Genomic DNA, 21461 nt, shown 5'->3' with positions numbered 1-21461 from the left:
ATTTTAATTCAAATTATCGGGCAAGTCGTTTTCAAACAATATTGTTTTCTTACCCGCGATTTCACTCGATTTTTTAACAGCCTCGTCGAGCGACGAACAAACTTCTATTTTTTCTTCGCTCATTCCTGCGTTTAAAGCGCCGCTTTTAAGTGCGGCGGCTCTGCTTCCCACAAAAAAGGCGTAATCCGCGCATCCGAAAACTTCTCCGCCGAGAACCTTGTTTGCTTCCTCTTCGCCGTCGCCCATTTCCACCAAACCCGGTGTTATTACAATTCTCGTTCCGTCAAACGCTTTCAAAACTTCGAGAGCATTTTTCGCTCCTTCCGTATTGCTGTTGTACGCATCGTCAATCACGGTAACCTCGCCGTTTTGAATTAACTGCAAGCGGTGTTCCACAGGTTGGAGTTTTTCCACTGCGGAAACTATTTTTCCGAGCGAAACTCCGAGTTTTAGCGCTACAGCCGCGCAAAGCGACACCACCGACGGAATATGCCTGCCGAGCAACTTTGTTACGGCGCGTTCGCTTTGCCCGCAGTGCGAAAGCGTGAACGCCGTTCCGAATTGCCCGAATTCAACATCGGAATACGACACCGAAACGCCCTCGTGTTCGGCGCCGCCCGCAAGCACTTTTTCCACACGCGTGCGTTCGAACATTTGTTTTGCACCCTCGTTATCCGCCGAAAAAAACGCCGTTCCGTTTTCGGGAAGTCCTTCCACAAGTTCGTATTTTGTAGCCCTTATAGCCTCTTCCGAACCGAAAGTGGCAAGATGTTGTCGCCCTACGGCGGTTATAATTCCCATACTCGGCGCAACAAGTTTAGTTAAACGCGCTATATCGCCTTTGTAACGAGCGCCCATTTCGGCTATAAAAACATTATGCTCTTCTTTTAACTCGTTGTTCACCACTTTGGCTATGCCGAGCGGAGTATTGTAGCTTGCGGGGCTGTACAAAACATGGAATTTTTCTTCGAGCATTGCGGCAAGAATGTTTTTCGCCGTGGTTTTTCCGTAACTTCCCGTAATGCCTATTTTTATCAATTCTTTATTATTTGCAAGTTTTTTGCGCGCTTTAACCTCGTAATGCAAATTGTTAAGCGTTTCGAACGGAAACAAAATGTAATACGCAAGTAAAATAATTAACGGCACGAACAGAGGCAAAAGCCCTACTAAACTGTAACGAATATTGTTTTTAAGCAAAGTTCTTTCGCCGAGCATAAACAATCCGAAAGACGCCCCGCAGAAAATAATCGCCGAAAGTATGCTCAGCCGAACAATGCGGCGCGTTATTTTAAGCGGCGTTTTTTTCTTTTGCTTAGCCGTTACGCAAACGAATATAACTATACTCAAAAAATAGAAAAGCAATCCCAAATAACGAACCGCCGCATATTTAACAGCGCCGAAACAGCCTGTGTACACGAGCATGCACACAACCGAGAAAAACGCGACCGAAAAATACCGAATCACATAATCGGCTTTTGTCGATTTGAGCCACTCGAACAATCCGCGCACACGATAAGACGACAATTGCAGGATTTGCATTATCTTGAAACCCATAACCGTTAAAAGCACCGCGCTTGCCGCGCTGAATCCGCATATTAAAGCATAGTACATATCGTTTTTATCTCCGTTCTATTCGGTGAATACCTTAACCGCCGCATTAAACACGTCGCTTCTTTCGGCGTAAGCAAAATGACCTGCGCCTTCGAGCATAATAAGTCCGCTGTCTCGAATACGCTTCTGAAATCTGCGCGCCATATAGGGCGGAGTTTCTTTGTCGTCTTTGCCCCAAAACAGTAAAGTCGGAATGTCTATTTTAGGCAACAGCGAATCAAGATGAGTGTTTACAACTCGCACAAACACTTTTTTCATTGCGGGCGGCAATGCGACGTAGTCGGGGCTTCCCGCGTTTTCGGGCGCTTTTCCTCTCTTTTTCGCCGCCTTGTATTTGCGAACGGCAATAGCTTTTTTAAGCGACGGCTTCGGTTTAAGCCCCGCCGCCGACGTGAGCACCAATTTGCCCGCCGCTTTTCGCGCTCCGAGTATGAGAGCCACTCTTCCGCCGAAACTGTGCCCGACAATAGTAGGTTTAACGAGCCCCAACTCTCCCAAAACATATTGAACGCAATCCGCGTAATCGTATATTCCCCAACTTTCGGGCGGAAAATCGCTTTTTCCGAAACCGGGAAAATCCAAAGCATATACAGTTCTGCCGCAACGAATTAAAAAATCGAATATGCCGTTCATTGCGTCGCTCGACGCGCCCCAACCGTGTAACAGAACAACCGCGTTTTTACCGTTTCCGCTTCCTTTGCAAAAAATGTCGGTACCGTTATAACGCATGTTTTCACTCCGTGAAGTTTTTCGCGTTTCTCAAATTTCCTTTCGGAAAACCAACGCACTGCCGCTTTTGTAATAATTTTTGCGCGTGTTCAATAATTTAAACCCGAACGATTTATAAAGCGCGAGCGCCGCCTCGTTATGCTCGTTTACTTCCAAAAGAATTTCTCGCGCGCCTGAATAAGCGGCATGTTCGCAAAGCTTTGCGAGTATAGTTTTTCCGAATCCTTTTCTTCGGTTTTGAGCCGTAACCGCAATATTGTATATTTCGGCGGTTTCGAACACCGTTTTAAGTCCGCCGTACCCCACAGTCTCGCCGTTTACAATAAGCAAATACACCGCAGTGTCGGCGTCGGAAAGAGCTTCGCGCACAGTATTTTCAGACCACGCGCACTCTATGTATTCCTTTTCCATAGCCGCTATAACCGCGCTGTCGGCAACCGTAGCTCTGCGAAATTCAAACACTTTTCGCCCTCGCTTTTAAATCGCGTTCCGCTTGCGACTCGCGCACATATTCGGGCACAAGATTTTGCCATTCCCCCGCGCACTCCGAAAGTTCTTTCGCCGCGCGAAGCAAAGCCGAACAATCGCTGTCGGGCGGCACCGCGTTAGGCAACATGGTCGCAATTCGCTCGTCGGCGCACACAACGCCTTTGTAGCTCTCCGCTTTCGCTATCGCCTCATTCATAGGCACGCACAAACAATCGGTTAGCGGCTTTCTGTCGGCGTCATATTCGCATATATACGCGGTGCCGTTGCTTCCGTCGGTTACGCACAATATTTTTTCGTAACCGTCGGCTCTTTTATTATATGCCAACATTCTGAGTTCGTGAATGCCGAGCGCGGGCTTACCGAGCGCGTAGCACATTGAACGCACGGCGCTAACGCCTATGCGAATCCCCGTGAAAGAGCCGGGCCCCGTAACACACGCAATATAATTTAAATCTTCAAGCGTCAACCCCGCGTTTTCCAACAACTCGTTTACATGCGGCATTAAAGTAGCGGACGCGCACTTGCCGTCTTCTTCTCGAAAAAATCCACCGGTAGAGAGCGCAACCTCAACCGAATGACCCGCCGTGTTTAAAGCAAGATATTTCATGAGCGCGAGTCGAGTTTTATATGTTCGGTTTTATTTTTGCTGTAACGGTACAATATAAATTTATTTCCTATTGCCGCCACAAATTCGGCGCCCAACTTGCGCGCAGTTTCTTCGCCGGCTTCGCGCGGCGACACGGGAGCCGTTTTAAGCACCGTAATTTTAATCAACTCTCTTGCCGTTAACGCGGAATCGCAACCGCTTATAAATCCGTCGGTTATTCCGTCTTTTCCGAGTTGAAAAACCGACACTGCCGAAGCCGCTTCGGAACGAAGCGCGGCTCTTTGCTTACTGTTCAACAATTTCTATAATCCTCTCGTTTTCGTCTTTATATTTTATACTTACCGCAACGGTGCGAACGCGCGGCAATGCTTCCGCTATATTTTCCCACCATTCTATAACGCACACTCCGCGATTTGCGCCGAAATACTCGGTTAGTCCCGCTTCCTCCGCCTCGCGCCATCCGTTAAGCCTGTAAGCGTCGTAATGATACAACGTTATTCTTCCCTCGTACTCGTTCATCAGCGTAAAAGTGGGGCTCGCAACCGTGTCGGTAATGCCGAGCCCGAGCGCAATACCTTTTGTGAAAACGGTTTTCCCCGCACCCAAATCGCCCGAAAGAGTAATTATTTCTCCTCCGCGCATTTTTTTTCCGAGAGCGCGCCCGATTTCGAGAGTTTGCGATTCGCTTTCGCTAACGTATTTCATACCTTTTTATTTTATCACAACTTGCAAAATTTTGCAAGCGACTGAAACGAGCGCGCAAAAAAGTGTTTTAACGTCATAGCAAAAAAAACGAAGTCCGCTTTTTCGAACTTCGTTTTATATATTTTCAATAAAAATTTAAACTCTATCTGCGAGGAGCCGAATAGCGCGACGGCGGACGACGGCGAGCATAAGGACGCAAAGGCGGACGACGACGCGAGGCGGCTACTATTCTCTTCTTTTTCGCAGGCTTCTTAGCGGCCTTTTTCTTGGGCGCCGCTTTTTTTGGCACCGCTTTCGGCGCAGCCTTCTTTGCTGCCGCCAAAGCCGCAAGTCTTCTTTTAAGTTCGGAGACTTCCAAAACGTGACTTAGGTCGTCTAACGATTTTGTGAGAAGATACGATATTTCCGGACTGTTGCGCTCGTCTTCGTCGAGCACAAGTTGCACTGCAAACAGTTTTTCACGCAACGCGAAAGCGCTGTCAGAATCTTTAACGTCTTGCAAGCCGTTGCGTATCTCTGTTATTTCCGCTTTTCTGCGCGCGATTTTCTCGTTTATTCTATCCTTTTCAGCGCGCGCCGCTTCGTCGCGCATAGCTTCCTCGCGCTGTCTTATTCCTCTGCGCAATTCCATTTCGGCGGAATACATTGCGCGCTCGGTTTCGGCGGCAAGTTTTATTTTTTCGGCTTCCTCGCGCAGTTTTTCAGCTTCGGCAAGAGCAAGCTGAGCCTTGCGGTTCGCCTCTTCGGCTTCAGCTTTGAGCTTTTCGATAGTAAGCGAAGTTTGAGCGTCAATTTCAAGCGGCGCGGGTTGCACGAAAGGCGCACGAACGTCTTCGCACTCTTTAACAACGTCTGCTTTTTCGGTTGCAACGGGTTGCTCGAACACAGAGCGAGCGGCAACGCCGTCTTCGAAAATCAATTCTTGCGCAGGCTCCGCTTTCCGTTCTATTTCGTTTTCCGATTTAACTGCCGACGGTTCCCATAACTCGTCGTCGGGCTCGGTAGCTTTTTCTTCTTTTTCAGTCTCTTTTATTTCGGGAGCGAAAACGCTTTCCTCTTTCGCGTTTTCCAACGGCTCGAAAAGCGTATCCGATTTTAACGGTTGCGGTTGCTCCGCTTCCTCTTCTTTTTCGTTTTCTTGCGGCATCATCGCAATTACCGAATCGGTTTCTTCTACCGAGAAATTCGGCGCTTGTATTTCCTGTTCTGCAGGCGGCATAACGAACACACTCTCTTCCGACTTATTTTCGGGTTCGATTTGTTCTGCGGGCGGCTCGTCGGCCATAATAACGTTTTGCGCTTCGCTTAAATCCGAAGTTACCGAATCCGGAGTAGAAAAAATCTGTTCGAAAATCGCGTCCGTTTCGGCATCGGTCACCGCTTGCGGTTCGTCTACTTTAACGGCGTCGGTTCCGCCGTCGGCAAACAAAATTGTGTTAAGAATTTCGTCCGCCTCAGTATCCGAAATTTCGGCGGGAGCGGGTTGCGCTTCAAAAACCGCGTCCGACATCTGTTCCGACACAGGCTTTCCCTCTTCGGCAAAAATAATTTGATTGAACATTGCGTCGGCTTCCGCATCGTCAAAAACCGGCACGCCGCTATCGGTTCCCTTACACGCCGCCAAATCTTTTTGCAAAGCTTCCAACCGCGTTTGCAAGGTTATGCGTTTTTTGCTCCAACGCTCTTTTTCGTCGTCGGGAGCGGTAGTCGCCGCAGTATCCACAATACTGATTTGCAACCTTACCGCGTCGATTTCCTTTTGAATTTGTTCTCTGTCTTGCATTTTGCATTCCCCGCGCTTTTTGTACAAACGTCTTACTATATATTGTACTATATTATAGGCAAAAAGTCAATCCTTATGCGTACTTTCGGCGCGGGCAAATTCATGGGGCAAGTTTGCCGCTAATCTTCTTTATGCAACGAATCGGAAACCGACACCGAAGCCGCCGAAGCTGCGAGAGCTTCGGTTGCGGCTTGAATGTTAGAATCGCAATCGGCGGCAACCGAGTTATGCTCAACCGAAGCGGCAAGTTCTTCCGACGCCGTTTGCGCGTTAGAATCGTTTCGCTTTGTTCTCGGTGCAAACATGCGGTTTATAAGCTTATGTAAATGCTTATAAACAAAGAACGTTACAACGGAACAAACCGACAAACGCAATAAATTGAACGGCAACACCGAAAGCGGTAAATAAAAACGGTAAAAACTGCTTTTTGAAATATTGGGGAACAGGTTCGTCAGCATACCCACAACGGCTTCCCATCCGTAAGCTTTCGCATAGAACGGAATGAGCATAACTCCGTTTACAACCAACGCAATAACGATTTGGCAAGCGGTTCCCACAGCAAGCGCAATTAAAGCACCCGACTTTGTGCGATTTCGTTTATATATGAGCGACGCGGGCAAAACGTATGCTATTCCCATTAAAAGGTCTCCGAGTTCGCCAACCCCGGCAGTTGAAGTAAACGGCAACTTTAAAAGGCATTTAAAGACAATAATCAAACTACCCCATATAGGTCCCATCATAAATCCCGTTAGCATAGCGGGCATTTCAGAAAACTGAATATCGAGAAACGGCGGAAAAAACATAGGTAAAGGAAACTTGGCAAACATATAAAGTACAAACGAAATCGCCGTCATTACCGCCGCAACGGTAATATTTCTGGTAGTGAAAAACTTTTCGCGCATAAAAAAACCGCCTCCGAAATTTTACGGGGCGGCAAAAAAACATGCAAAAACGCAAAAACCTTATTTCATCCGGACTGTAACCGTCGGTCGGGGAATCGCACCCCGTCATGCGCAAATACGCGCTCGCGGACTATACCGCCGGTGGGGAATCACGCCCCGCCCCTAAGTTTGCAATATAAGAATACACCGTTTTCGTTTTGCTGTCAAGCGTTTTTTACACTCTGATTTTCAATCGATAAAAGGAGTAACGTTGTCGCCGTTGTCCCACAGTTTTTCCAAACGGTAAAACTCCCTCGCTTCTTCGTGTTGAATATGAACAATAACGTCTCCGTAATCAAGCACCGCCCACTTAGGCGAAATATCACGTCTTAACGGCTCCATTGCATGCTCTTTGCTTAGCTTTTCATCAACGTAGTCGGCCATAGCTTTAACCGCAGTTGTGGAACCCGCGCCCGCTATAACGAAACAATCGGCAAGCACCGTTTTTTGAGCAACGTCTATTATAACTATGTCGCGCCCTTTCTTTTCGGAAAGCTTTTCGGCAATAAAGCGCGCCAACACTTTGCCGCCTTTGTTTTTAAGGTCGTCGTATTCGGCTTTCGAGACTTTATTTTCAGACTCTTTCTTTTGCACTACGGGCACGGAGGCAAACACGGGAGCGGCTTTTTTCGCAGCCGAAGCGGCTTTGCAAATTTCGGCAAAACGTTTGCAAGCGAGCAAAGTTTCCTCGCATATCGGCTTTTTGCTCTGCTTTAACGCTTTAACGGTAGCTTTAAGCGAACGAAGCATAGCTCTGTTCAAATCTTTGGCAGCAACTCGGCGAAGCGACTCTACGCCGTCGTAATCGCGCCCCTCTTCTATTGCGTCGGCAAGATATACTATTTTATCGAATTCGGACATATCTGCGGCACCCGTAGTATGTTTTTCGATTGCCCCGACTATGCGCTCGTTGCATTTAAAATAATCGCGCGCAATCGCGGCGGAAACGTGAGCGTGCAACACTGCGGGCGCGTTTATTGAAAGTTCGTCGTATCGCTCCGCTTTAATTTTATGCTTTTTAAGCGTTTCGCCGTCGGCATATTTGCCTATATCGTGCAAAATAAGAGCGGTAATAACTTCGGCAACGTTTTCGCCGTATATTTTTGCAAGCCTTATTCCCGCTTTAACGGCGCGGAAAGTGTGCTCAATCCGCTCGTCTTTCAATCCGAAAATTTTATACGCTTTAACGAACGGCGCATATTCTTTATACAATCCGTGCTTTTCTATATATTCGGCAACCTCCGCAGGAACAAATTCTGCAGTCTTACCGAAAGCCGTAGCCGCCCGAACAAGACTCGACGCCTCGTCCGAAACGGTAAATCCTGCGGACTTGAATTTAAAGCCCAACTCTTTTAAACTGTCAAGCAATTTTTTGGGCGCCGCATATCCCGTTCTGCGAATAAGCAAAAAAGTCGCGCTCGCCGCAAGTTCGTCGGCGTCTTTCCATTCGGTAAGCCCCGAAACGCAATCGGAACCTATAACGAAATGTATTTCCGCTCCCTCGTATTTTTGCTTATAGTGGCGCACGGCGTCAATCGAATAACTTATTTTTTCCTGCTTTATTTCCCACTTCGAAACTTTAACGTTTTCAAGTTCGGCGGTTACTTTTCTGAGCATTTTCACACGCTCTTCGCCGCTCGCATTGCATCCCTCTTGCTTAAACGGCGATATATAGCACGGAAGCACCACTACGCGCGAAAACTTTTTGCTAAGCTTGCGTATAATTTCAAGATGCGCGTTTGTAACGGGGTCGAAACTGCCGCCTAAGATTGCCACTTTTTGTACTTTGTCTGCCATAATATTCCTCTTGTTGTAGTTTAAACCGCTTATTCCACAAACTCGAATTCAATGTCGAGTATGCGCACGGTGTCGCCTTCTTGCGCGCCCGCCTTTTTGAGCGCCTTAATAACGCCGTCGTCGCGCAGTCGCTTTTGAAAATAATTGAAACTGTCGTAGCTGTTAAGCACAACTCCTCTCGCCAACTCCTCTATCATGCCGCCGACAACTTCGAACGCTCCGTCGTCGTCGCGGCGCACCGAAAAGCCGGTTGTATCTCGCTCGGGATAAACGAACGGTTCGAATTCGAGCGGAGCTACGGGCGGAAGAGTTGAAAGCGTTTCCCACACGCAACGCAGCAATTCGTCGAGCCCTTGCCGTGTTACCGCGCTAATCGGAAAACATGGAACTTTCACCCTGCGCTTAAACTCGGTAACGGCGCGGTCGTCGGGTAAAAGCTCGGCTTTGTTTAGCGCCACTATTTGCGGACGCTTTGAGAGTTCGGGCGAAAAATCTTTAAGTTCTCGGTTAATATTTTTGTAATCCTCAACGGGGTCGCGTCCTTCGCTCGCAGATATGTCCACAACGTGAACAATAAGACGGGTACGCTCCACATGCCTCAAAAAATCTATACCGAGTCCCGCTCCTTTGCTCGCGCCGTCGATAAGACCGGGAATATCCGCAACCACAAATCCGTGTTCGTAATAGCGCACCGCTCCCAAATTAGGCGACAGAGTTGTGAAATGATAGTTGGCTATTTTGGGCTTTGCCGAACTCACCGACGACAAAAGCGTGCTTTTGCCTACGTTAGGATATCCCACAAGCCCCACGTCGGCTATCGTTTTAAGTTCGAGCGTCACGCATTTTTCTTCGGTTTGTTCTCCGAGTTGCGAAAAATGCGGAGCCTGTCTTCTGCTCGATTTAAAACGGGCGTTTCCTTTCCCGCCGCGTCCGCCTTTCAAAACGGTAATCCGTTCTCCGTCGGTAAATAAATCGGCAATAGTTCCGCCGCTTTCGAAATCGGTAATAACGGTACCGCGCGGAACCTTTATAACAAGGTCTTTCCCCGATTTTCCGTTGCAATATCTTCCGCTTCCCTTCTCTCCGTCGGGCGCGCGAAAATGCGACTCGTATTTAAAATCGAGCAGCGACGTCATGCGGGAATCCGCTTCGAAAATCACATTGCCGCCGTTGCCGCCGTCGCCGCCGTCAGGCCCGCCGTTGCTGACGTATTTTTCGGTGTAGAAACTTGTGCATCCGTTGCCGCCGTTACCCGCTCTTATATAAATTCTTATTCTGTCTACAAACATCTTTTCTTTTGCCTAACCGCAACTCGGCGACTCGACATATCCTTTTTTCTTTTTACGCAACCACTATTGCAAACCGAGCTTTTCGAGAATCGCCTTGCTCGCTTTTCTGCCCGCTCCCATAGCAAGAATAACGGTTGCCGCACCCGTAACGGCGTCGCCGCCCGCATAAATTCCGTCTACGTTCGTTTGCATAGTTTCTTCGTCTACAACTATTGTGCCCTTTTCTGAGGTTTGTAACGCCGCAAAACTGTTTTTTATTAACGGATTCGGACGAGTTCCGAGCGAAACTATAACCATATCGGTTTCTATATCGAATTCGCTTCCCTCCACAGGTTTGGGAGAACGACGCCCGCTCTTATCGGGTTCGCCGAGCGCCATTTTTACGCAGCGCATGCTTTTAACCCAACCTTTTTCTCCCGCGAACGAAACGGGATTCGTAAGCAAACAAAATTCTATTCCCTCTTGTTCGGCGTGATGAATTTCTTCCGCTCTCGCAGGCATTTCCTCTCTGCCTCTGCGGTATATTATTTTCACGTTTTCGGCGCCCATTCTCAATGCCGTTCGCGCGGCGTCCATAGCTACGTTGCCGGCTCCTATAACCGCAACTTTTTTGCCGAGTTGCACGGGAGTGGCGCTATTCGGCAAATATGCTTTCATAAGATTTACTCTCGTAAGATACTCGTTAGCCGAATATACCCCGTTAAGATTTTCTCCGGGTATGTTCATAAACATAGGAAGCCCCGCTCCGCTTCCTATGAATACGGCATCGTATTCGGCGGCTATCTCTTCGATAGGCAACGTTTTGCCTGCAACCGTGTTAAGTTTTATTTCCACGCCGCCGCCGCACAGTTTGTCGATTTCGGCTTGCACAAGCGATTTAGGCAAACGGAATTCGGGAATGCCGTACACCAACACGCCGCCCGCTTTATGGAAAGCTTCGAAAACAGTTACGTCCACACCGTGATTACTCAGCTCCGCCGCGCAAGTAAGCCCTGCGGGACCGCTTCCTATAACTGCAACCTTTTTGCCCGTCCGCGTCGCCTTTTGCGGCTTACCGCCGTGCTCGAGCATATAATCGCCTACAAATCTTTCAACGTTGCCGATTGCCACAGCGCCGTCTACACGGGCGCGTAAACACATTTTTTCGCACTGGTTTTCCTGAGGACAAACGCGACCGCAAATTGCGGGCAAACTGCTTGTTCTTCCTATAACAGCGCCCGCCTTTTCGAAATCGCCGGTTGCCGCCGCCGCCAAAAAATCGGGTATGTTCACCGACACGGGGCACCCCTGCATACAAGGCGCGTTTTTGCAATGCATACAACGCGACGCCTCTTCTTTCGCCATTTCGGGAGTATATCCGAGCGCAACCTCTTTAAAGTTGCGAGCGCGAATTTCGGGCTGTTGCTCGGGCATTTTGTTTCTCGGTTTTTTCTCGATTGCCATGTTATCTTTCCTCCCCCGTAAGCATGCAACGGTGGCGACTTTCGTGCTCGCGGTAAATCCTGCTTCTACTTATGGCTTCGTCCCAGTCTATAAGATGCCCGTCGAATTCGGGACCGTCTACGCAAGCATATTTGGTTTTGCCGCCGCAAGTTAGCCTGCACCCGCCGCACATTCCCGTGCCGTCAACCATAATGGAATTCATGCTTACAACCGTTTTGATTTTGAGTTCGGCGGTAAGCGCGCACACCGCGCGCATCATGGGCATAGGCCCTACGGCGAACACGCAATCGTATTTATTCGTAGCGGCAAGCCTTTTCAATTCGTCGGTAACAAAACCTTTGACTCCGCTTGTTCCGTCATCGGTTATAAGATACAAATTTTTTGCAGCCGCTTTAAATTCCTTTTCGTACATTAAAAGCGATGCCGTGCGCGCCCCCACGATAACGTCGGACGGCATACCCTTAGCGCGCAACGCTTTTGCCTGAGGATAAATAACAGCCGCGCCTATTCCTCCGCCTATTAACAAAATATTTTTAAATTCGGATAAGTCGGTGGGATTTCCGAGAGGTCCGACAAAATCGGAAATGAATCCGCCTTCGGGAATTTGAGAAAGTTTTATTGTGGAATAACCCACCTCTTGCACAAGAACGGTTACGGTGCCCGCCTTCGAGTCGTAATCGCAAATTGTAAACGGCACTCTTTCGCCGTCCTCGTCTACGCGCAATATTATAAACTGACCGGGATGAGCATGGCGCGCGACTTCCGGCGCCGAAATAACGTATTCGGTAACGTTTTCCGCAAGTCTTGTCTTTTTGATAATTTTGTTCATTATGTAGCCTCCCTTTTTTATTTTTATTATGCTAACGAGCCGAAACGGGCGACAGAGTGCAAAACGCCGCAACAGGGCATTTTCCGCACTCAGGCCTTTGCGACTTGCAACAATATCTGCCGTGAAAAATAAACAAGTGATGAGCGGCGGAATAATCTTCGGGCGAAAGAGACTCCGTTAAGTCTTTTTCAACGTCGAAAGGAGTTTTGCCTCCGCTGAGCCCGAGCCTGTGGCTCACTCGAAAAACGTGCGTGTCTACCGCAATGTTATTTCCGCCGAACGCAACGCTCATAACAACGTTTGCGGTTTTGCGCCCCACTCCGCGCAATGTGAGCAATTCTTCGAACGAAGACGGCACATTACCGCCGAATTTTTCAACTATATCGCGCGATGCGGCTATTATGCTTTGCGACTTATTGCGGTAAAATCCGCAACTGAATATTAAACGCTGCAAATTCTCTATATCCGCTTCGGCAAAATCGCGCGGCGTGTCGTACACTTTAAAAAGCTCTTTCGTAACCTCGTTAACGCGTTTATCGGTGCATTGAGCCGACAAAATAACCGCCACCAAAAGATGAAACGCATTGTCGTATTGCAATTCGCATTGCGCTTGCGGATACGCCGCAGCAAGGGCGGTTAGAATCGCGTTTATTCGGGCGTCGCGCGTATGTATAACACTATTTTCCATAAAATAATTATATCATACAACCGCGTTATTTGTCACGCGATTTATTGCCGACAAAATGAACTCTGGCATACCTTTGAGGCGTTTCTCCGTAATATTCGGTAAAGTCGCGGTAAAACGAACGCATACTCCCGAATCCCGAACTGAATGCGGCTGCCGTTACGCTTTCGCCGTTTTTCATTTTATCCAGAGCGTTCTCGAGCCGCACCGAATTGATGTATTTTTTCAACCCAACGTTTATAAACGAATTGAAAAGGCGCGAAAAATGGTAAGGGCTGTAACCGAACCTTTTGCTAAGCCCCGCCAAAGTAAGCTCTTCGTCGGAATGCGCTCTAATATATGTAAGAACTTCGTGGAATGTGTCTATTCTACCGCCCGTTCCCACTTGTGAAAAACCGAGAAAATCATGCAAAAGCCCGAGAAAAGCGTTAGTCCACCCTTCGCAAAACAACGGGTTCGCACTCTCGGAATTAGACTTATATAACTCTAACAAAGCCGAAATAGAGGAAAACAGTTTTTCGTCGTATACTATATGATGTTTAATAACCGCGTTTTCGGTGTATGCGAAAAATCTTCGCAAGCAATCGAGCGGAAATAACACTACTATCCCCTCGCCTCCGTTCACCGAATATGAGTGCACGTCGTAACTTCCCGAAACGCATATTCCGCCCGCGCGAACCGTTTCCGTTTCGCCGTTTAACGTAACGTTCACGAAATCGCGCATAACGCAAAGCACTTCAACCTGCGCATGAAAGTGCGGCGCAATACCTGCGGTTGTGAAAATTTCTATGTTGCGGTGCTCCAAATCGCGTTTGGATTCGTAAAAAACTCCCATAGACACATTATAACGCAATTTACGAATATATGCAAATAATTGAGCGCAATTTTTGGCAATAAAAACCAAGTTTATGGCGTTGAAATTTTTAAGCGAAACGAAGTATAATAAAGTTAAGTTAAATAAAATTTCGGAGGTTTACGGGAAAATGAAAATCGGAGTGCAAATGTATTCTTTACGCAACTATGCGGAAACCGAAGGCATAGAAAAAACTTTTGCGGCGGTAAGCGAATGCGGATTCGAGTGCGTGGAGCCTGTCTCCGGCGACTACGGAATAGGCTGCGAAAACGTAGGCAAACTAATGAGAAAATTCGGACTTGTTTCGTATTCCATACATTTGCCGTACACCGTTATGCAAACGCGCGACGAGCTGGAAAAATTTCAACAGATTTTCGGCTTTGATACTGCGGTAATTCCTTATATAGAACCTCGAAAATTTTACGACGAAGGCGAACTGAAACGAATAATAACGGGCGCGGCGGAAAACGCTTTAAAACTCGGTTTAAATCTTGCATATCACAACCATAATTTTGAGTTCGAACGGGAAAACGCGCTCTCCGAGTTGCCAAATAAATTCCCCGCCTTAAAACTTGAGCCGGATGTTTTTTGGCTGACGGACGCAGGGCGCGAGCCTTTAAAATTTTTGCGCGACAACGCCCGCAACATAGCTCTTATTCACGTTAAGGAATACGGCGAAAACGCGCAAGCCCCCAACCCCGTTGTAGGCGAGGGCAAAACCGACGCGAAAAGCATATTAAAGTTTGCAAAAGAACAAAATCATACGAGCGTAATTTTGGAATATGAAAAACCTTGCTCCGACGAATTAACGTATTTGAAAAGTTCGCTCGCATATATGAGGGAGGCAATAAAATGAGCGATTTAAAAGCTCTTAAAATGAGTATTTTAGGCTACGGCGGAATGGCGCAATATCATTTCGAACGGCTTTCAAAACTCGGAATTATAGAAATTACGGGCGTGTTCGACACCGACGAAAAAAGGCAAGAAGCGGCAAGAAATAAAAAGCTCGAAGCATATCCGTCGGTGGAAGCTCTTTTTTCCGACGTAAAAACCGACGCGGTTCTTATAGCCACCCCAAACGATTGGCACCGCGAATATGCGGTTGCGGCGGCAAAAGCGGGCAAACATATTATTTGCGAAAAGCCTGCGGCAATGAGCGCGTCAGAATTCGACGACATGACCGAAGCCGCCCAACGCTACGGAGTGATTTTGGCAGTGCATCAAAACAGACGTTGGGATAAAGATTATTTGGCAATGCGCGAAATTGCGGAAAGCGGCGTTTTGGGTAAAATTTACCGAATCGACTCGTTTGTGTGCGGCGCGAACGGTATTCCGGGCGGGTGGCGAAAAACCGCGAAAGCAGGCGGCGGCATGATGCTTGATTGGGGCGTTCATTTAATAGACCAAATATTCAATTTTAAACGCGAGAATCCGACTTCTTTATACTGCCGATATAGCAAAGCGCTCGGCTTCGACGTTGACGACGGTTTTGCCGCGAAATTCGAATACGCCGACGGGCTCACAGTGAACGTGCGCGTAGACACAAACACATTCGCAAAGCTTCCGCGTTGGATTATATACGGACGCGACGGCACAGCCGTTATAGAAGATTGGGATTTAAACGGAAAAATAATACTTCCCGTTTACGGCTCCGAAGTGGAAATTGTGGGAATAGAAGCGGGCAACGGTTTCACCAAAACTATGGCGTACCGCCCCCATTCGAGCGTAACCGAACGCGCAATTCCCACTCCATCGCCAGACTGCGACGCCTTTTATAAAAATTTCGTAGAGGCGGCGCACGGAAAAGAAAAGCCGTGCATTTCGACGGAAAGCGTAAGAAAAGTTTTGCGCGTTATGGAGCTTTGCAAACTTTCCGATAAAGAAAACACCGTTATAAAAAGCGAATTAGCAAATTTATAAAGCAATGTCACGCATACTATTTAAAATTAAATAAAAAACAATTAAACGGAGGGCAAAAAAATGAAAAAGTTAAAAGTAGGAATTGTGGGTTGCGGATTTATAGCGCGAGGCAAACACCTCCCCGCTCTTAAAAATTTAAGCGACACGGCGGAAATTACCGCGCTTTGCGATATTATTAAAGAGCGCGCCGACGACATGAACGAAAAGTTCGCAAACGGCAAAGCGAAAATTTTCACAGACTATAAAGAAATGCTCAAACTCGAACTCGACGCGGTTTACGTTTGCACGCCTAACGTATCGCACGCGGAAATAACTGTTGCCGCGCTCGAATCGGGCAAACACGTTATGTGCGAGAAACCTATGGCAATCAACTCGCGCGAAGCGCAGAAAATGCTCGACGCTCAAAAAAAGAGCGGCAAACTTTTAACGATAGGCTACCAAAACAGATACCGCAACGATTCCGTTTTCTTAAAAAAATGCTGCGAAGCGGGAGACTTGGGAGAAATTTATTTCGCAAAAGCCCACGCCGTTCGCAGAAGAGGCGTTCCCACTTGGGGAGTTTTTCTCGATAAAGAAAAGCAAGGCGGCGGACCGTTAATAGACATAGGAACCCACGCTCTCGATTTGGCGCTGTATTCAATGAACAACTACGAACCGCTTTATGCGTGCGGAACAACATATCACAAACTTAACAACGACACGCAAACGGCAAATTCGGGCGGCGATTGGGACCCTAAAAAGTTCACCGTAGAAGATTCCGCTTTCGGATTTGTGGTTATGAAAAACGGCGCCACAATTTTCCTCGAATCGTCGTGGGCGCTAAATACCACCGACGTGCGGGAAGCGTCGGTAACTCTCTGCGGCACGAAAGGCGGCGCCACAATGCCGCAAATAGGAAAACTCGAACTTAACGGCGTTAAAAACAACGCGAAATTCGCTTACTCCCCCGACTTTGTTGCGGGAACGTTCGCATACCTCGACGGCAAGCCCGCGAACGAAGGCGACTTGGAAGCGAAAACATTTTTAGACGCGATTTCGGGACGCGGAAAACTTGTTGTGTTGCCAGAACAAGCTATGGTAGTTACGAAAATACTCGAAGGCATTTACGATTCGGCGGAAACGGGCAAACCGCACTATTTCGAACGTTAGGAGGTTTAAAAATGAAATTAAGCGTATTCAGTCCCGTATTAGCCGATATGCCGCTATCCGACGCGCTTGCGTTTTTACGCGATTTAGGCGCGGAACAAATGGAACTCGGTTGCGGCGGCTATCCGGGCACGGCGCACGCCGACATAAACGTTCTTTCCGAAAGCGACGCCGAAATTAAAAAAGTGAACGATGCGTTCGCGCAAAACGAACTGACAGTGTCGGCGCTCTCGGTTCACGGAAACGGAGTTCACCCCAATAAAGAAATTGCCAAAAAAGCCACAAACGAACTCATTGCCGCAATTAAAACGGCGCGCAAACTCGGAACCGACAAAATCGTAACGTTTTCGGGCTGTCCGGGCGACAAAACGTCGTCCTGCCCCAACTGGATTACATGCGCATGGCCGAACGACTATTCCGAATTGCTCGAATGGCAGTGGAACGAAGTGCTAATCCCCTACTGGAAAAAAATTGCCGATATTGCCGACGGCGAAGGCGTTAAAATATGCCTCGAAATGCATCCCGGATTTTCGGTGTACGGCGTTGAAAGCATGCTCAAATTGCGTAACGCGGTCGGTAAAGCGGTGGGCGCAAACCTCGACCCCTCGCACCTTATTTGGCAAGGCGTAGACATCCCCGAAGCCGTTAAAGCGCTCGGCGACTCGATATATTTCTTCCACGCGAAAGACACTGCTATAAACGAGGCGAAAACCAAAGTAAACGGAGTTCTCGACACAAAATCTTATGCGAATATTCTCGAACGTTCGTGGCTTTTCCGCACAGTGGGATACGGCGACGCCGATTTCAAAAAAACAATAAGCGCCCTTGCCGCCGTAGGCTACACCGGCTCGATTTCAATCGAACACGAAGACAGCCTAATGCCGCCGAAAGAAGGATTGTCGAAAGCCGTAAAATATCTTAAAGAAATAATTATTAAAGACGCCAACACCGCTAACGCTTGGTGGATTTAAAATTACTAATATAAAAGCCGCGCAAGTAGCGCGGCTTTTTTCGTTAAACAGAAAATTTTTACGATGGAATCCATTTGGCATAAAGTTTCGTTTCGGTATAACATTCTATGTCTCCGTCAACCCGCGCTTGCGGCAAAGTGTCGGTCTCGAAATTCCAAACGGTTTCGCATTCGGGTTCGCGGTACCACCCTCCGAAAGAATATCCGAAACGAACGGGCTCCGGCGGAACAAAATTTATAACGCTCGAATAGTCGCAATCGTCTATAAAATAGTAACCGTAATTCGGAGCCGACTCGTAGTTGCACATATACGAAACGTTGGCGGCATACGCTTTTATTCCGTCGCCGAGAAACAATTCACTCGTAGTCTGCTGATTATCTGGCAAAATATATTGACTGCTAACATAAAGCTTGATTTTTTGCGAAGACTTAAAATAACTCAATTCGTGCAAAAAATTCTCGGTATAATTGTATAGAATTATCTTTTCAAGCTTTTCGCAAATAAACTGCCTACCGTAAAAATTCGTTTTCGGCATAAACAGTTTTTTCAAATTCTCGCTTTTAAGATTTCCCCTATAACCGCAACCTTGCATTTGATACAACGAGCGCACCGGTAAACCGCGAATTTGCAACGGCACAAGCACTTCCTCTTTGGTTTGAGCTTTCGGCGTAAAACCGTCTAAGCGCACATAATCGCCTTTAGACGTCCGAACAACTTCGTAATAAAAGTCTTCGGTAAACTCCGAAGCCCCTCCCGCAGGATTATAGCAAGACGCCGAACGCGACGCCAAAAACAAAAGAACAGTAAGCGCCGCCACCGACGCCAAAAAAGGCAATAATATTTTAACCGTTATGTCGCGCGCATTTTTCACAAGGCGTACTCCGATTTTATCTTACTGTTGTTATAACAACCGCAACCGAACTTTTGTCCCTAAAATCTTAAAACCGCCGTTTTATATTTCGAAAACGCTAAACACAATACTTATTCGGTGAATAAAATTTTTGTTTCCGTCAAAACTTTCGCCTATATCATAATCGTATTGCGAAACAACGGCTTCGCGCACGTCTTTATATACCTTTTTTATGTGATACGTCATTTGAGTTCGCGCGGCGTCAACGCTTTGCCTACCCTTTTCGGCAAGCTCCGCGTATGCCTCGCGCATAAGAATACCGTTGCCGCGCAAGTTTTGCCACACAAGCCAAGAAACCGAATCGAACACGGTTATCGGCATATTCGAAAGCCCTATTGTTATAAGGAACTTCTTGATTTTCCTTATATCGTAGTTCTCGGGCAAACGCTCTTCGCGCACTTCCGACCACTTAGAAAACAAAGGGCGTATCCCACCACTCGCCAAATCGGTTATACGACGCATATTTCACACTCCGTAAAAATTGAAACTGCGCCCTAAACGTTTATAGTAAAGCCGCTTAATTTCTTACGTTATATATTACGCTTTTTTACAAAATTTGTCAAGAAAACAAAAACTATATATAAAAAAATCGAAATAAAAACGCTGTAAAAAAACAACTCTCGCATTAAAAAAGCATGCTATAAAATTTTAATTTCAAGCAAACGAGCCTTATACCCTTTTCCCAACGATATATTAACTGAATGAGGCTCGAACGTAACTTTTTCCGAAGCCGCCGCAGGATACGCGATTCTAACGCCTTTCACGGTAATGTCGGGCAACGGAATTTTTATTTCGCCGTCGCCGCCCATATTCCAAACCGCAAGTTCCAACGTTTTGCCCGAAAGCAAACCGGAAGCCGCCTCTCTCTTGTTAAAATCGTTAAATCCGCAGGGAAAATAAGGAAGCGCTTCTCTCTTGAAAGCGACAAGAGAATTACATAATTCTATCCCCTCTTTAATCAAAGCGCGCTTTTCTTCGCTCAGCAAATGAACGGCGCTCGCAAGATGCATTCTTCCGAGCATGGCATTCACCATGTTCATAACAACCTGTTCGGTTGATACGCGCGCGTTAACCGTTTCGAAAGTATCAACGTCGAAAACGTCCATTCCGAGCGATTCCACAGGATAGCTCCAAACCGCCGCTTGTTCGGGCAACACCGCCGAAAAAATATTCGCCGCTATGTGCGGATATTTTTTATAGTCGGTTTGGTCGGAAGTTGACACAAGCGAATATGCCGACAACGTTTTATAATCGAGTCGGCAACCGCCGCTGGCGCACCCCTCGAAAATTAAGGCTGGATATTTTGCTTTCATATCAAAAAGCCAACCGAGAAATGCGTTCGTATGCTCAATAAGTCCGTCGCCCGCGCTGTCGGCGTTGCGTTCGTTGCCCGTGCCGCAATCTTGATTGTAGTCGAATTTCAAATATTCAACGCCGTAGCCCGCAATACGAGCAACGGTTTCCGACATATACTCGCGCACTTTTTCGTTGCGGAAATCAAGAAACTTTCGGTTCGACGTTACCGTCTTTTTTCCGTTGCGATAAAAAAAGGCGTCGTCGCCGTAATATTCTTCCATTTCGGAACATTTGCAACCTATTATTTCGGGCTCGAGCCAAAGCCCCGCTTTCATTCCGTAACTTTTTATAAAATCCACCGCCGCTTTTATTCCGCTCGGAAAGCGTAAATTCGACGGTTGCCATTTGCCCGCCTTTTGATAAATTTCGGTATACGGACAGTCGTCGTGCCACCCGCAGTCGATTACATAATACTTAGCCCCCAGTTCAGCCACCGACGGAACAAGCTTTTTGGTGCGTTCTTCGTTGGGATTATCCCAACTCAAATGCATATATTCGTTAAAAATAACGGGTAACTGCTTATCGGGCTTGCAAGCGCTCACTATATGACGGCGGTATTTCGTCATTTCGCCCACAACCTTATTTATGCTGTCGCCCGCCACTATGGCAACCTTTTCGGTAACAAAGCCGCCGTGAGGTTGAATAACCTTGCTCCACCCGTTAAAATTCGAGTTGGGTCCGCCTATATTCAAATAAATAAGTTTTTTATTGTCGGCAATTTCATAATACCAACTCCCCGCCGCTTCTATCTGAAACATAAAAAACCGTCCCGTGTCAGCGTCTTCGATTATTGCTTGCGGAAGCTCCTCTTTTGTAGACCAACTTCCCGTATTGCAACCCGAAATACGTTTCATGCAACGTTCGTTTCCGTTAAACAATCCCAAGTTATAAAACGAACTGCGAACCGGCTGACACTCCACATGCCAACTGTTATAAAACTTGTGCAAATACAAATTGTTCACGCTTTCGGTGCCGTTTTGACCGAAACCGCAACACACGAACGACGAAATATGTTCAAGCGTAATAGGTTTATCCGTCATGTTCGTAACGGTGTTCCAAACGCGAAGAACGTCGGTATCGTCATACGCCTCGAAATGCGTAGCAACCGACACAAGCTCGCTCGCTTGCACAATTTCCAACTTGTTTTGAGTTTCGGAATAAGAAATGTATTTAAGCTTGCTCCATTCGCTACTTTCGAACATTTTTGCTCCGCAATGCGAAGCGTGGTTTTCTCCCGCTATTTGCAATTCTACAAAATTGAAATTCGGAAGCTTTTCCGCGTCTTTGCACACAGCCGTTCCGAAACAATCGGTTAAAACTATTTTTCCGCCTACTAACGCGAACTCCAACCCTTTAAAGTGCATTTTCACGGCTATTCTCGTCTCCTGTTGTTATTG

Annotated in this window: 21 protein-coding genes and 1 riboswitch; of the genes, 4 read left to right on the top strand and 17 right to left on the bottom strand. The window is 47.2% G+C overall.

Annotated features, from left to right (window positions below; translation table 11 throughout):
- Positions 1-3: 3 nt before the first annotated feature.
- From NFR62_RS00950 to NFR62_RS00885, 14 genes are all read right to left on the bottom strand, one after another.
- Complete coding sequence (locus NFR62_RS00950; RefSeq protein WP_251612303.1) at positions 4-1611, bottom strand: Mur ligase family protein; 1608 nt, start codon at positions 1609-1611, stop codon at positions 4-6.
- An 18-nt stretch (positions 1612-1629) separates the two neighbouring features.
- Entirely contained in the window at positions 1630-2340 is a 711-nt protein-coding gene (locus NFR62_RS00945) for an alpha/beta fold hydrolase (protein WP_251612300.1), read from the bottom strand.
- Between the two features lie 30 nt (positions 2341-2370).
- A complete protein-coding gene (gene rimI, locus NFR62_RS00940) occupies positions 2371-2802 on the bottom strand; it encodes a ribosomal protein S18-alanine N-acetyltransferase (RefSeq protein ID WP_251612270.1) in 432 nt (143 codons plus the stop codon).
- Positions 2795-3436 (bottom strand): tRNA (adenosine(37)-N6)-threonylcarbamoyltransferase complex dimerization subunit type 1 TsaB, encoded by a 642-nt coding sequence (gene tsaB / locus NFR62_RS00935; RefSeq protein ID WP_251612268.1) that lies wholly within the window; start codon positions 3434-3436, stop codon positions 2795-2797. Before tsaB ends, rimI begins: the two co-directional genes overlap by 8 nt.
- A complete protein-coding gene (locus NFR62_RS00930; protein ID WP_251612266.1) occupies positions 3433-3735 on the bottom strand; it encodes a YhbY family RNA-binding protein in 303 nt (100 codons plus the stop codon). The genes tsaB and NFR62_RS00930 overlap by 4 nt, the downstream gene beginning before the upstream one ends.
- Positions 3722-4141: a tRNA (adenosine(37)-N6)-threonylcarbamoyltransferase complex ATPase subunit type 1 TsaE gene (gene tsaE, locus NFR62_RS00925; RefSeq protein WP_251612264.1), complete on the bottom strand. Its 420-nt coding sequence runs from the start codon at positions 4139-4141 to the stop codon at positions 3722-3724. The genes NFR62_RS00930 and tsaE overlap by 14 nt, the downstream gene beginning before the upstream one ends.
- A 142-nt stretch (positions 4142-4283) precedes the next feature.
- Entirely contained in the window at positions 4284-5924 is a 1641-nt protein-coding gene (locus NFR62_RS00920) for a hypothetical protein (protein WP_251612263.1), read from the bottom strand.
- Between the two features lie 119 nt (positions 5925-6043).
- Complete coding sequence (locus NFR62_RS00915; protein ID WP_251612261.1) at positions 6044-6826, bottom strand: ECF transporter S component; 783 nt, start codon at positions 6824-6826, stop codon at positions 6044-6046.
- Positions 6827-6879: 53 nt separating this feature from the next.
- A riboswitch (FMN riboswitch) is annotated at positions 6880-6999 on the bottom strand.
- 55 nt (positions 7000-7054) lie between these two features.
- On the bottom strand, positions 7055-8662 hold the full coding sequence (gene nadD, locus NFR62_RS00910) for a nicotinate (nicotinamide) nucleotide adenylyltransferase (protein ID WP_251612259.1): 1608 nt from the start codon (positions 8660-8662) through the stop codon (positions 7055-7057).
- 29 nt (positions 8663-8691) lie between these two features.
- Positions 8692-9951 (bottom strand): GTPase ObgE, encoded by a 1260-nt coding sequence (gene obgE, locus NFR62_RS00905; protein WP_251612257.1) that lies wholly within the window; start codon positions 9949-9951, stop codon positions 8692-8694.
- A gap of 63 nt (positions 9952-10014) precedes the next feature.
- On the bottom strand, positions 10015-11394 hold the full coding sequence (gene gltA / locus NFR62_RS00900; RefSeq protein ID WP_251612255.1) for an NADPH-dependent glutamate synthase: 1380 nt from the start codon (positions 11392-11394) through the stop codon (positions 10015-10017).
- A gap of 1 nt (position 11395) precedes the next feature.
- Positions 11396-12223: a sulfide/dihydroorotate dehydrogenase-like FAD/NAD-binding protein gene (locus NFR62_RS00895; protein WP_251612253.1), complete on the bottom strand. Its 828-nt coding sequence runs from the start codon at positions 12221-12223 to the stop codon at positions 11396-11398.
- Between the two features lie 31 nt (positions 12224-12254).
- Positions 12255-12911: an endonuclease III gene (nth, locus tag NFR62_RS00890; protein ID WP_251612251.1), complete on the bottom strand. Its 657-nt coding sequence runs from the start codon at positions 12909-12911 to the stop codon at positions 12255-12257.
- Positions 12912-12936: 25 nt separating this feature from the next.
- Positions 12937-13743, bottom strand: coding sequence for an AraC family transcriptional regulator (locus tag NFR62_RS00885; RefSeq protein ID WP_251612249.1), 807 nt, complete (start codon positions 13741-13743; stop codon positions 12937-12939).
- Positions 13744-13891: 148 nt separating this feature from the next.
- Here NFR62_RS00885 and NFR62_RS00880 point away from each other — a divergent pair, with 148 nt between their 5' ends.
- The 4 genes from NFR62_RS00880 to NFR62_RS00865 are packed head-to-tail and all read left to right on the top strand — an operon-like array spanning position 13892 to position 17798.
- Positions 13892-14617 (top strand): sugar phosphate isomerase/epimerase family protein, encoded by a 726-nt coding sequence (locus NFR62_RS00880; RefSeq protein WP_251612247.1) that lies wholly within the window; start codon positions 13892-13894, stop codon positions 14615-14617.
- A complete protein-coding gene (locus NFR62_RS00875; RefSeq protein WP_251612245.1) occupies positions 14614-15681 on the top strand; it encodes a Gfo/Idh/MocA family protein in 1068 nt (355 codons plus the stop codon). The genes NFR62_RS00880 and NFR62_RS00875 overlap by 4 nt, the downstream gene beginning before the upstream one ends.
- Before the next feature lie 60 nt (positions 15682-15741).
- Positions 15742-16830, top strand: a complete 1089-nt coding sequence (locus NFR62_RS00870; RefSeq protein WP_251612243.1) for a Gfo/Idh/MocA family protein — start codon at positions 15742-15744, stop codon at positions 16828-16830.
- An 11-nt stretch (positions 16831-16841) separates the two neighbouring features.
- Entirely contained in the window at positions 16842-17798 is a 957-nt protein-coding gene (locus NFR62_RS00865; RefSeq protein ID WP_251612241.1) for a sugar phosphate isomerase/epimerase family protein, read from the top strand.
- A 58-nt stretch (positions 17799-17856) separates the two neighbouring features.
- Here the strand turns inward: NFR62_RS00865 and NFR62_RS00860 are convergent, their stop codons facing one another.
- From NFR62_RS00860 to NFR62_RS00850, 3 genes are all read right to left on the bottom strand, one after another.
- Positions 17857-18669, bottom strand: coding sequence for an InlB B-repeat-containing protein (locus NFR62_RS00860; protein ID WP_251612239.1), 813 nt, complete (start codon positions 18667-18669; stop codon positions 17857-17859).
- Positions 18670-18750: 81 nt separating this feature from the next.
- Complete coding sequence (locus tag NFR62_RS00855; RefSeq protein WP_251612237.1) at positions 18751-19170, bottom strand: hypothetical protein; 420 nt, start codon at positions 19168-19170, stop codon at positions 18751-18753.
- A 176-nt stretch (positions 19171-19346) separates the two neighbouring features.
- Complete coding sequence (locus NFR62_RS00850) at positions 19347-21428, bottom strand: glycoside hydrolase family 36 protein (RefSeq protein WP_251613486.1); 2082 nt, start codon at positions 21426-21428, stop codon at positions 19347-19349.
- Positions 21429-21461: the final 33 nt, after the last annotated feature.

The organism is Pumilibacter muris (assembly GCF_943193045.1).
GTDB lineage: Bacteria > Bacillota > Clostridia > Christensenellales > Pumilibacteraceae > Pumilibacter > Pumilibacter muris.
The sequence above is the reverse complement of the archived record's forward strand: the minus strand, read 5'-3'. Positions and strand labels throughout refer to the sequence as shown.

What these genes read in the sequence shown, in the direction of transcription:
- NFR62_RS00950 (WP_251612303.1), bottom strand. Translation starts at nt 1,611, where the DNA reads ATGTACTATGCTTTAATATGCGGATTCAGCGCGGCAAGCGCGGTGCTT.
- NFR62_RS00945 (WP_251612300.1), bottom strand. Translation starts at nt 2,340, where the DNA reads ATGCGTTATAACGGTACCGACATTTTTTGCAAAGGAAGCGGAAACGGT.
- tsaB (WP_251612268.1), bottom strand. Translation starts at nt 3,436, where the DNA reads ATGAAATATCTTGCTTTAAACACGGCGGGTCATTCGGTTGAGGTTGCG.
- tsaE (WP_251612264.1), bottom strand. Translation starts at nt 4,141, where the DNA reads ATGAAATACGTTAGCGAAAGCGAATCGCAAACTCTCGAAATCGGGCGC.
- NFR62_RS00920 (WP_251612263.1), bottom strand. Translation starts at nt 5,924, where the DNA reads ATGCAAGACAGAGAACAAATTCAAAAGGAAATCGACGCGGTAAGGTTG.
- NFR62_RS00915 (WP_251612261.1), bottom strand. Translation starts at nt 6,826, where the DNA reads ATGCGCGAAAAGTTTTTCACTACCAGAAATATTACCGTTGCGGCGGTA.
- nadD (WP_251612259.1), bottom strand. Translation starts at nt 8,662, where the DNA reads ATGGCAGACAAAGTACAAAAAGTGGCAATCTTAGGCGGCAGTTTCGAC.
- obgE (WP_251612257.1), bottom strand. Translation starts at nt 9,951, where the DNA reads ATGTTTGTAGACAGAATAAGAATTTATATAAGAGCGGGTAACGGCGGC.
- gltA (WP_251612255.1), bottom strand. Translation starts at nt 11,394, where the DNA reads ATGGCAATCGAGAAAAAACCGAGAAACAAAATGCCCGAGCAACAGCCC.
- NFR62_RS00895 (WP_251612253.1), bottom strand. Translation starts at nt 12,223, where the DNA reads ATGAACAAAATTATCAAAAAGACAAGACTTGCGGAAAACGTTACCGAA.
- nth (WP_251612251.1), bottom strand. Translation starts at nt 12,911, where the DNA reads ATGGAAAATAGTGTTATACATACGCGCGACGCCCGAATAAACGCGATT.
- NFR62_RS00885 (WP_251612249.1), bottom strand. Translation starts at nt 13,743, where the DNA reads ATGGGAGTTTTTTACGAATCCAAACGCGATTTGGAGCACCGCAACATA.
- NFR62_RS00880 (WP_251612247.1), top strand. Translation starts at nt 13,892, where the DNA reads ATGAAAATCGGAGTGCAAATGTATTCTTTACGCAACTATGCGGAAACC.
- NFR62_RS00875 (WP_251612245.1), top strand. Translation starts at nt 14,614, where the DNA reads ATGAGCGATTTAAAAGCTCTTAAAATGAGTATTTTAGGCTACGGCGGA.
- NFR62_RS00870 (WP_251612243.1), top strand. Translation starts at nt 15,742, where the DNA reads ATGAAAAAGTTAAAAGTAGGAATTGTGGGTTGCGGATTTATAGCGCGA.
- NFR62_RS00865 (WP_251612241.1), top strand. Translation starts at nt 16,842, where the DNA reads ATGAAATTAAGCGTATTCAGTCCCGTATTAGCCGATATGCCGCTATCC.
- NFR62_RS00855 (WP_251612237.1), bottom strand. Translation starts at nt 19,170, where the DNA reads ATGCGTCGTATAACCGATTTGGCGAGTGGTGGGATACGCCCTTTGTTT.
- NFR62_RS00850 (WP_251613486.1), bottom strand. Translation starts at nt 21,428, where the DNA reads ATGCACTTTAAAGGGTTGGAGTTCGCGTTAGTAGGCGGAAAAATAGTT.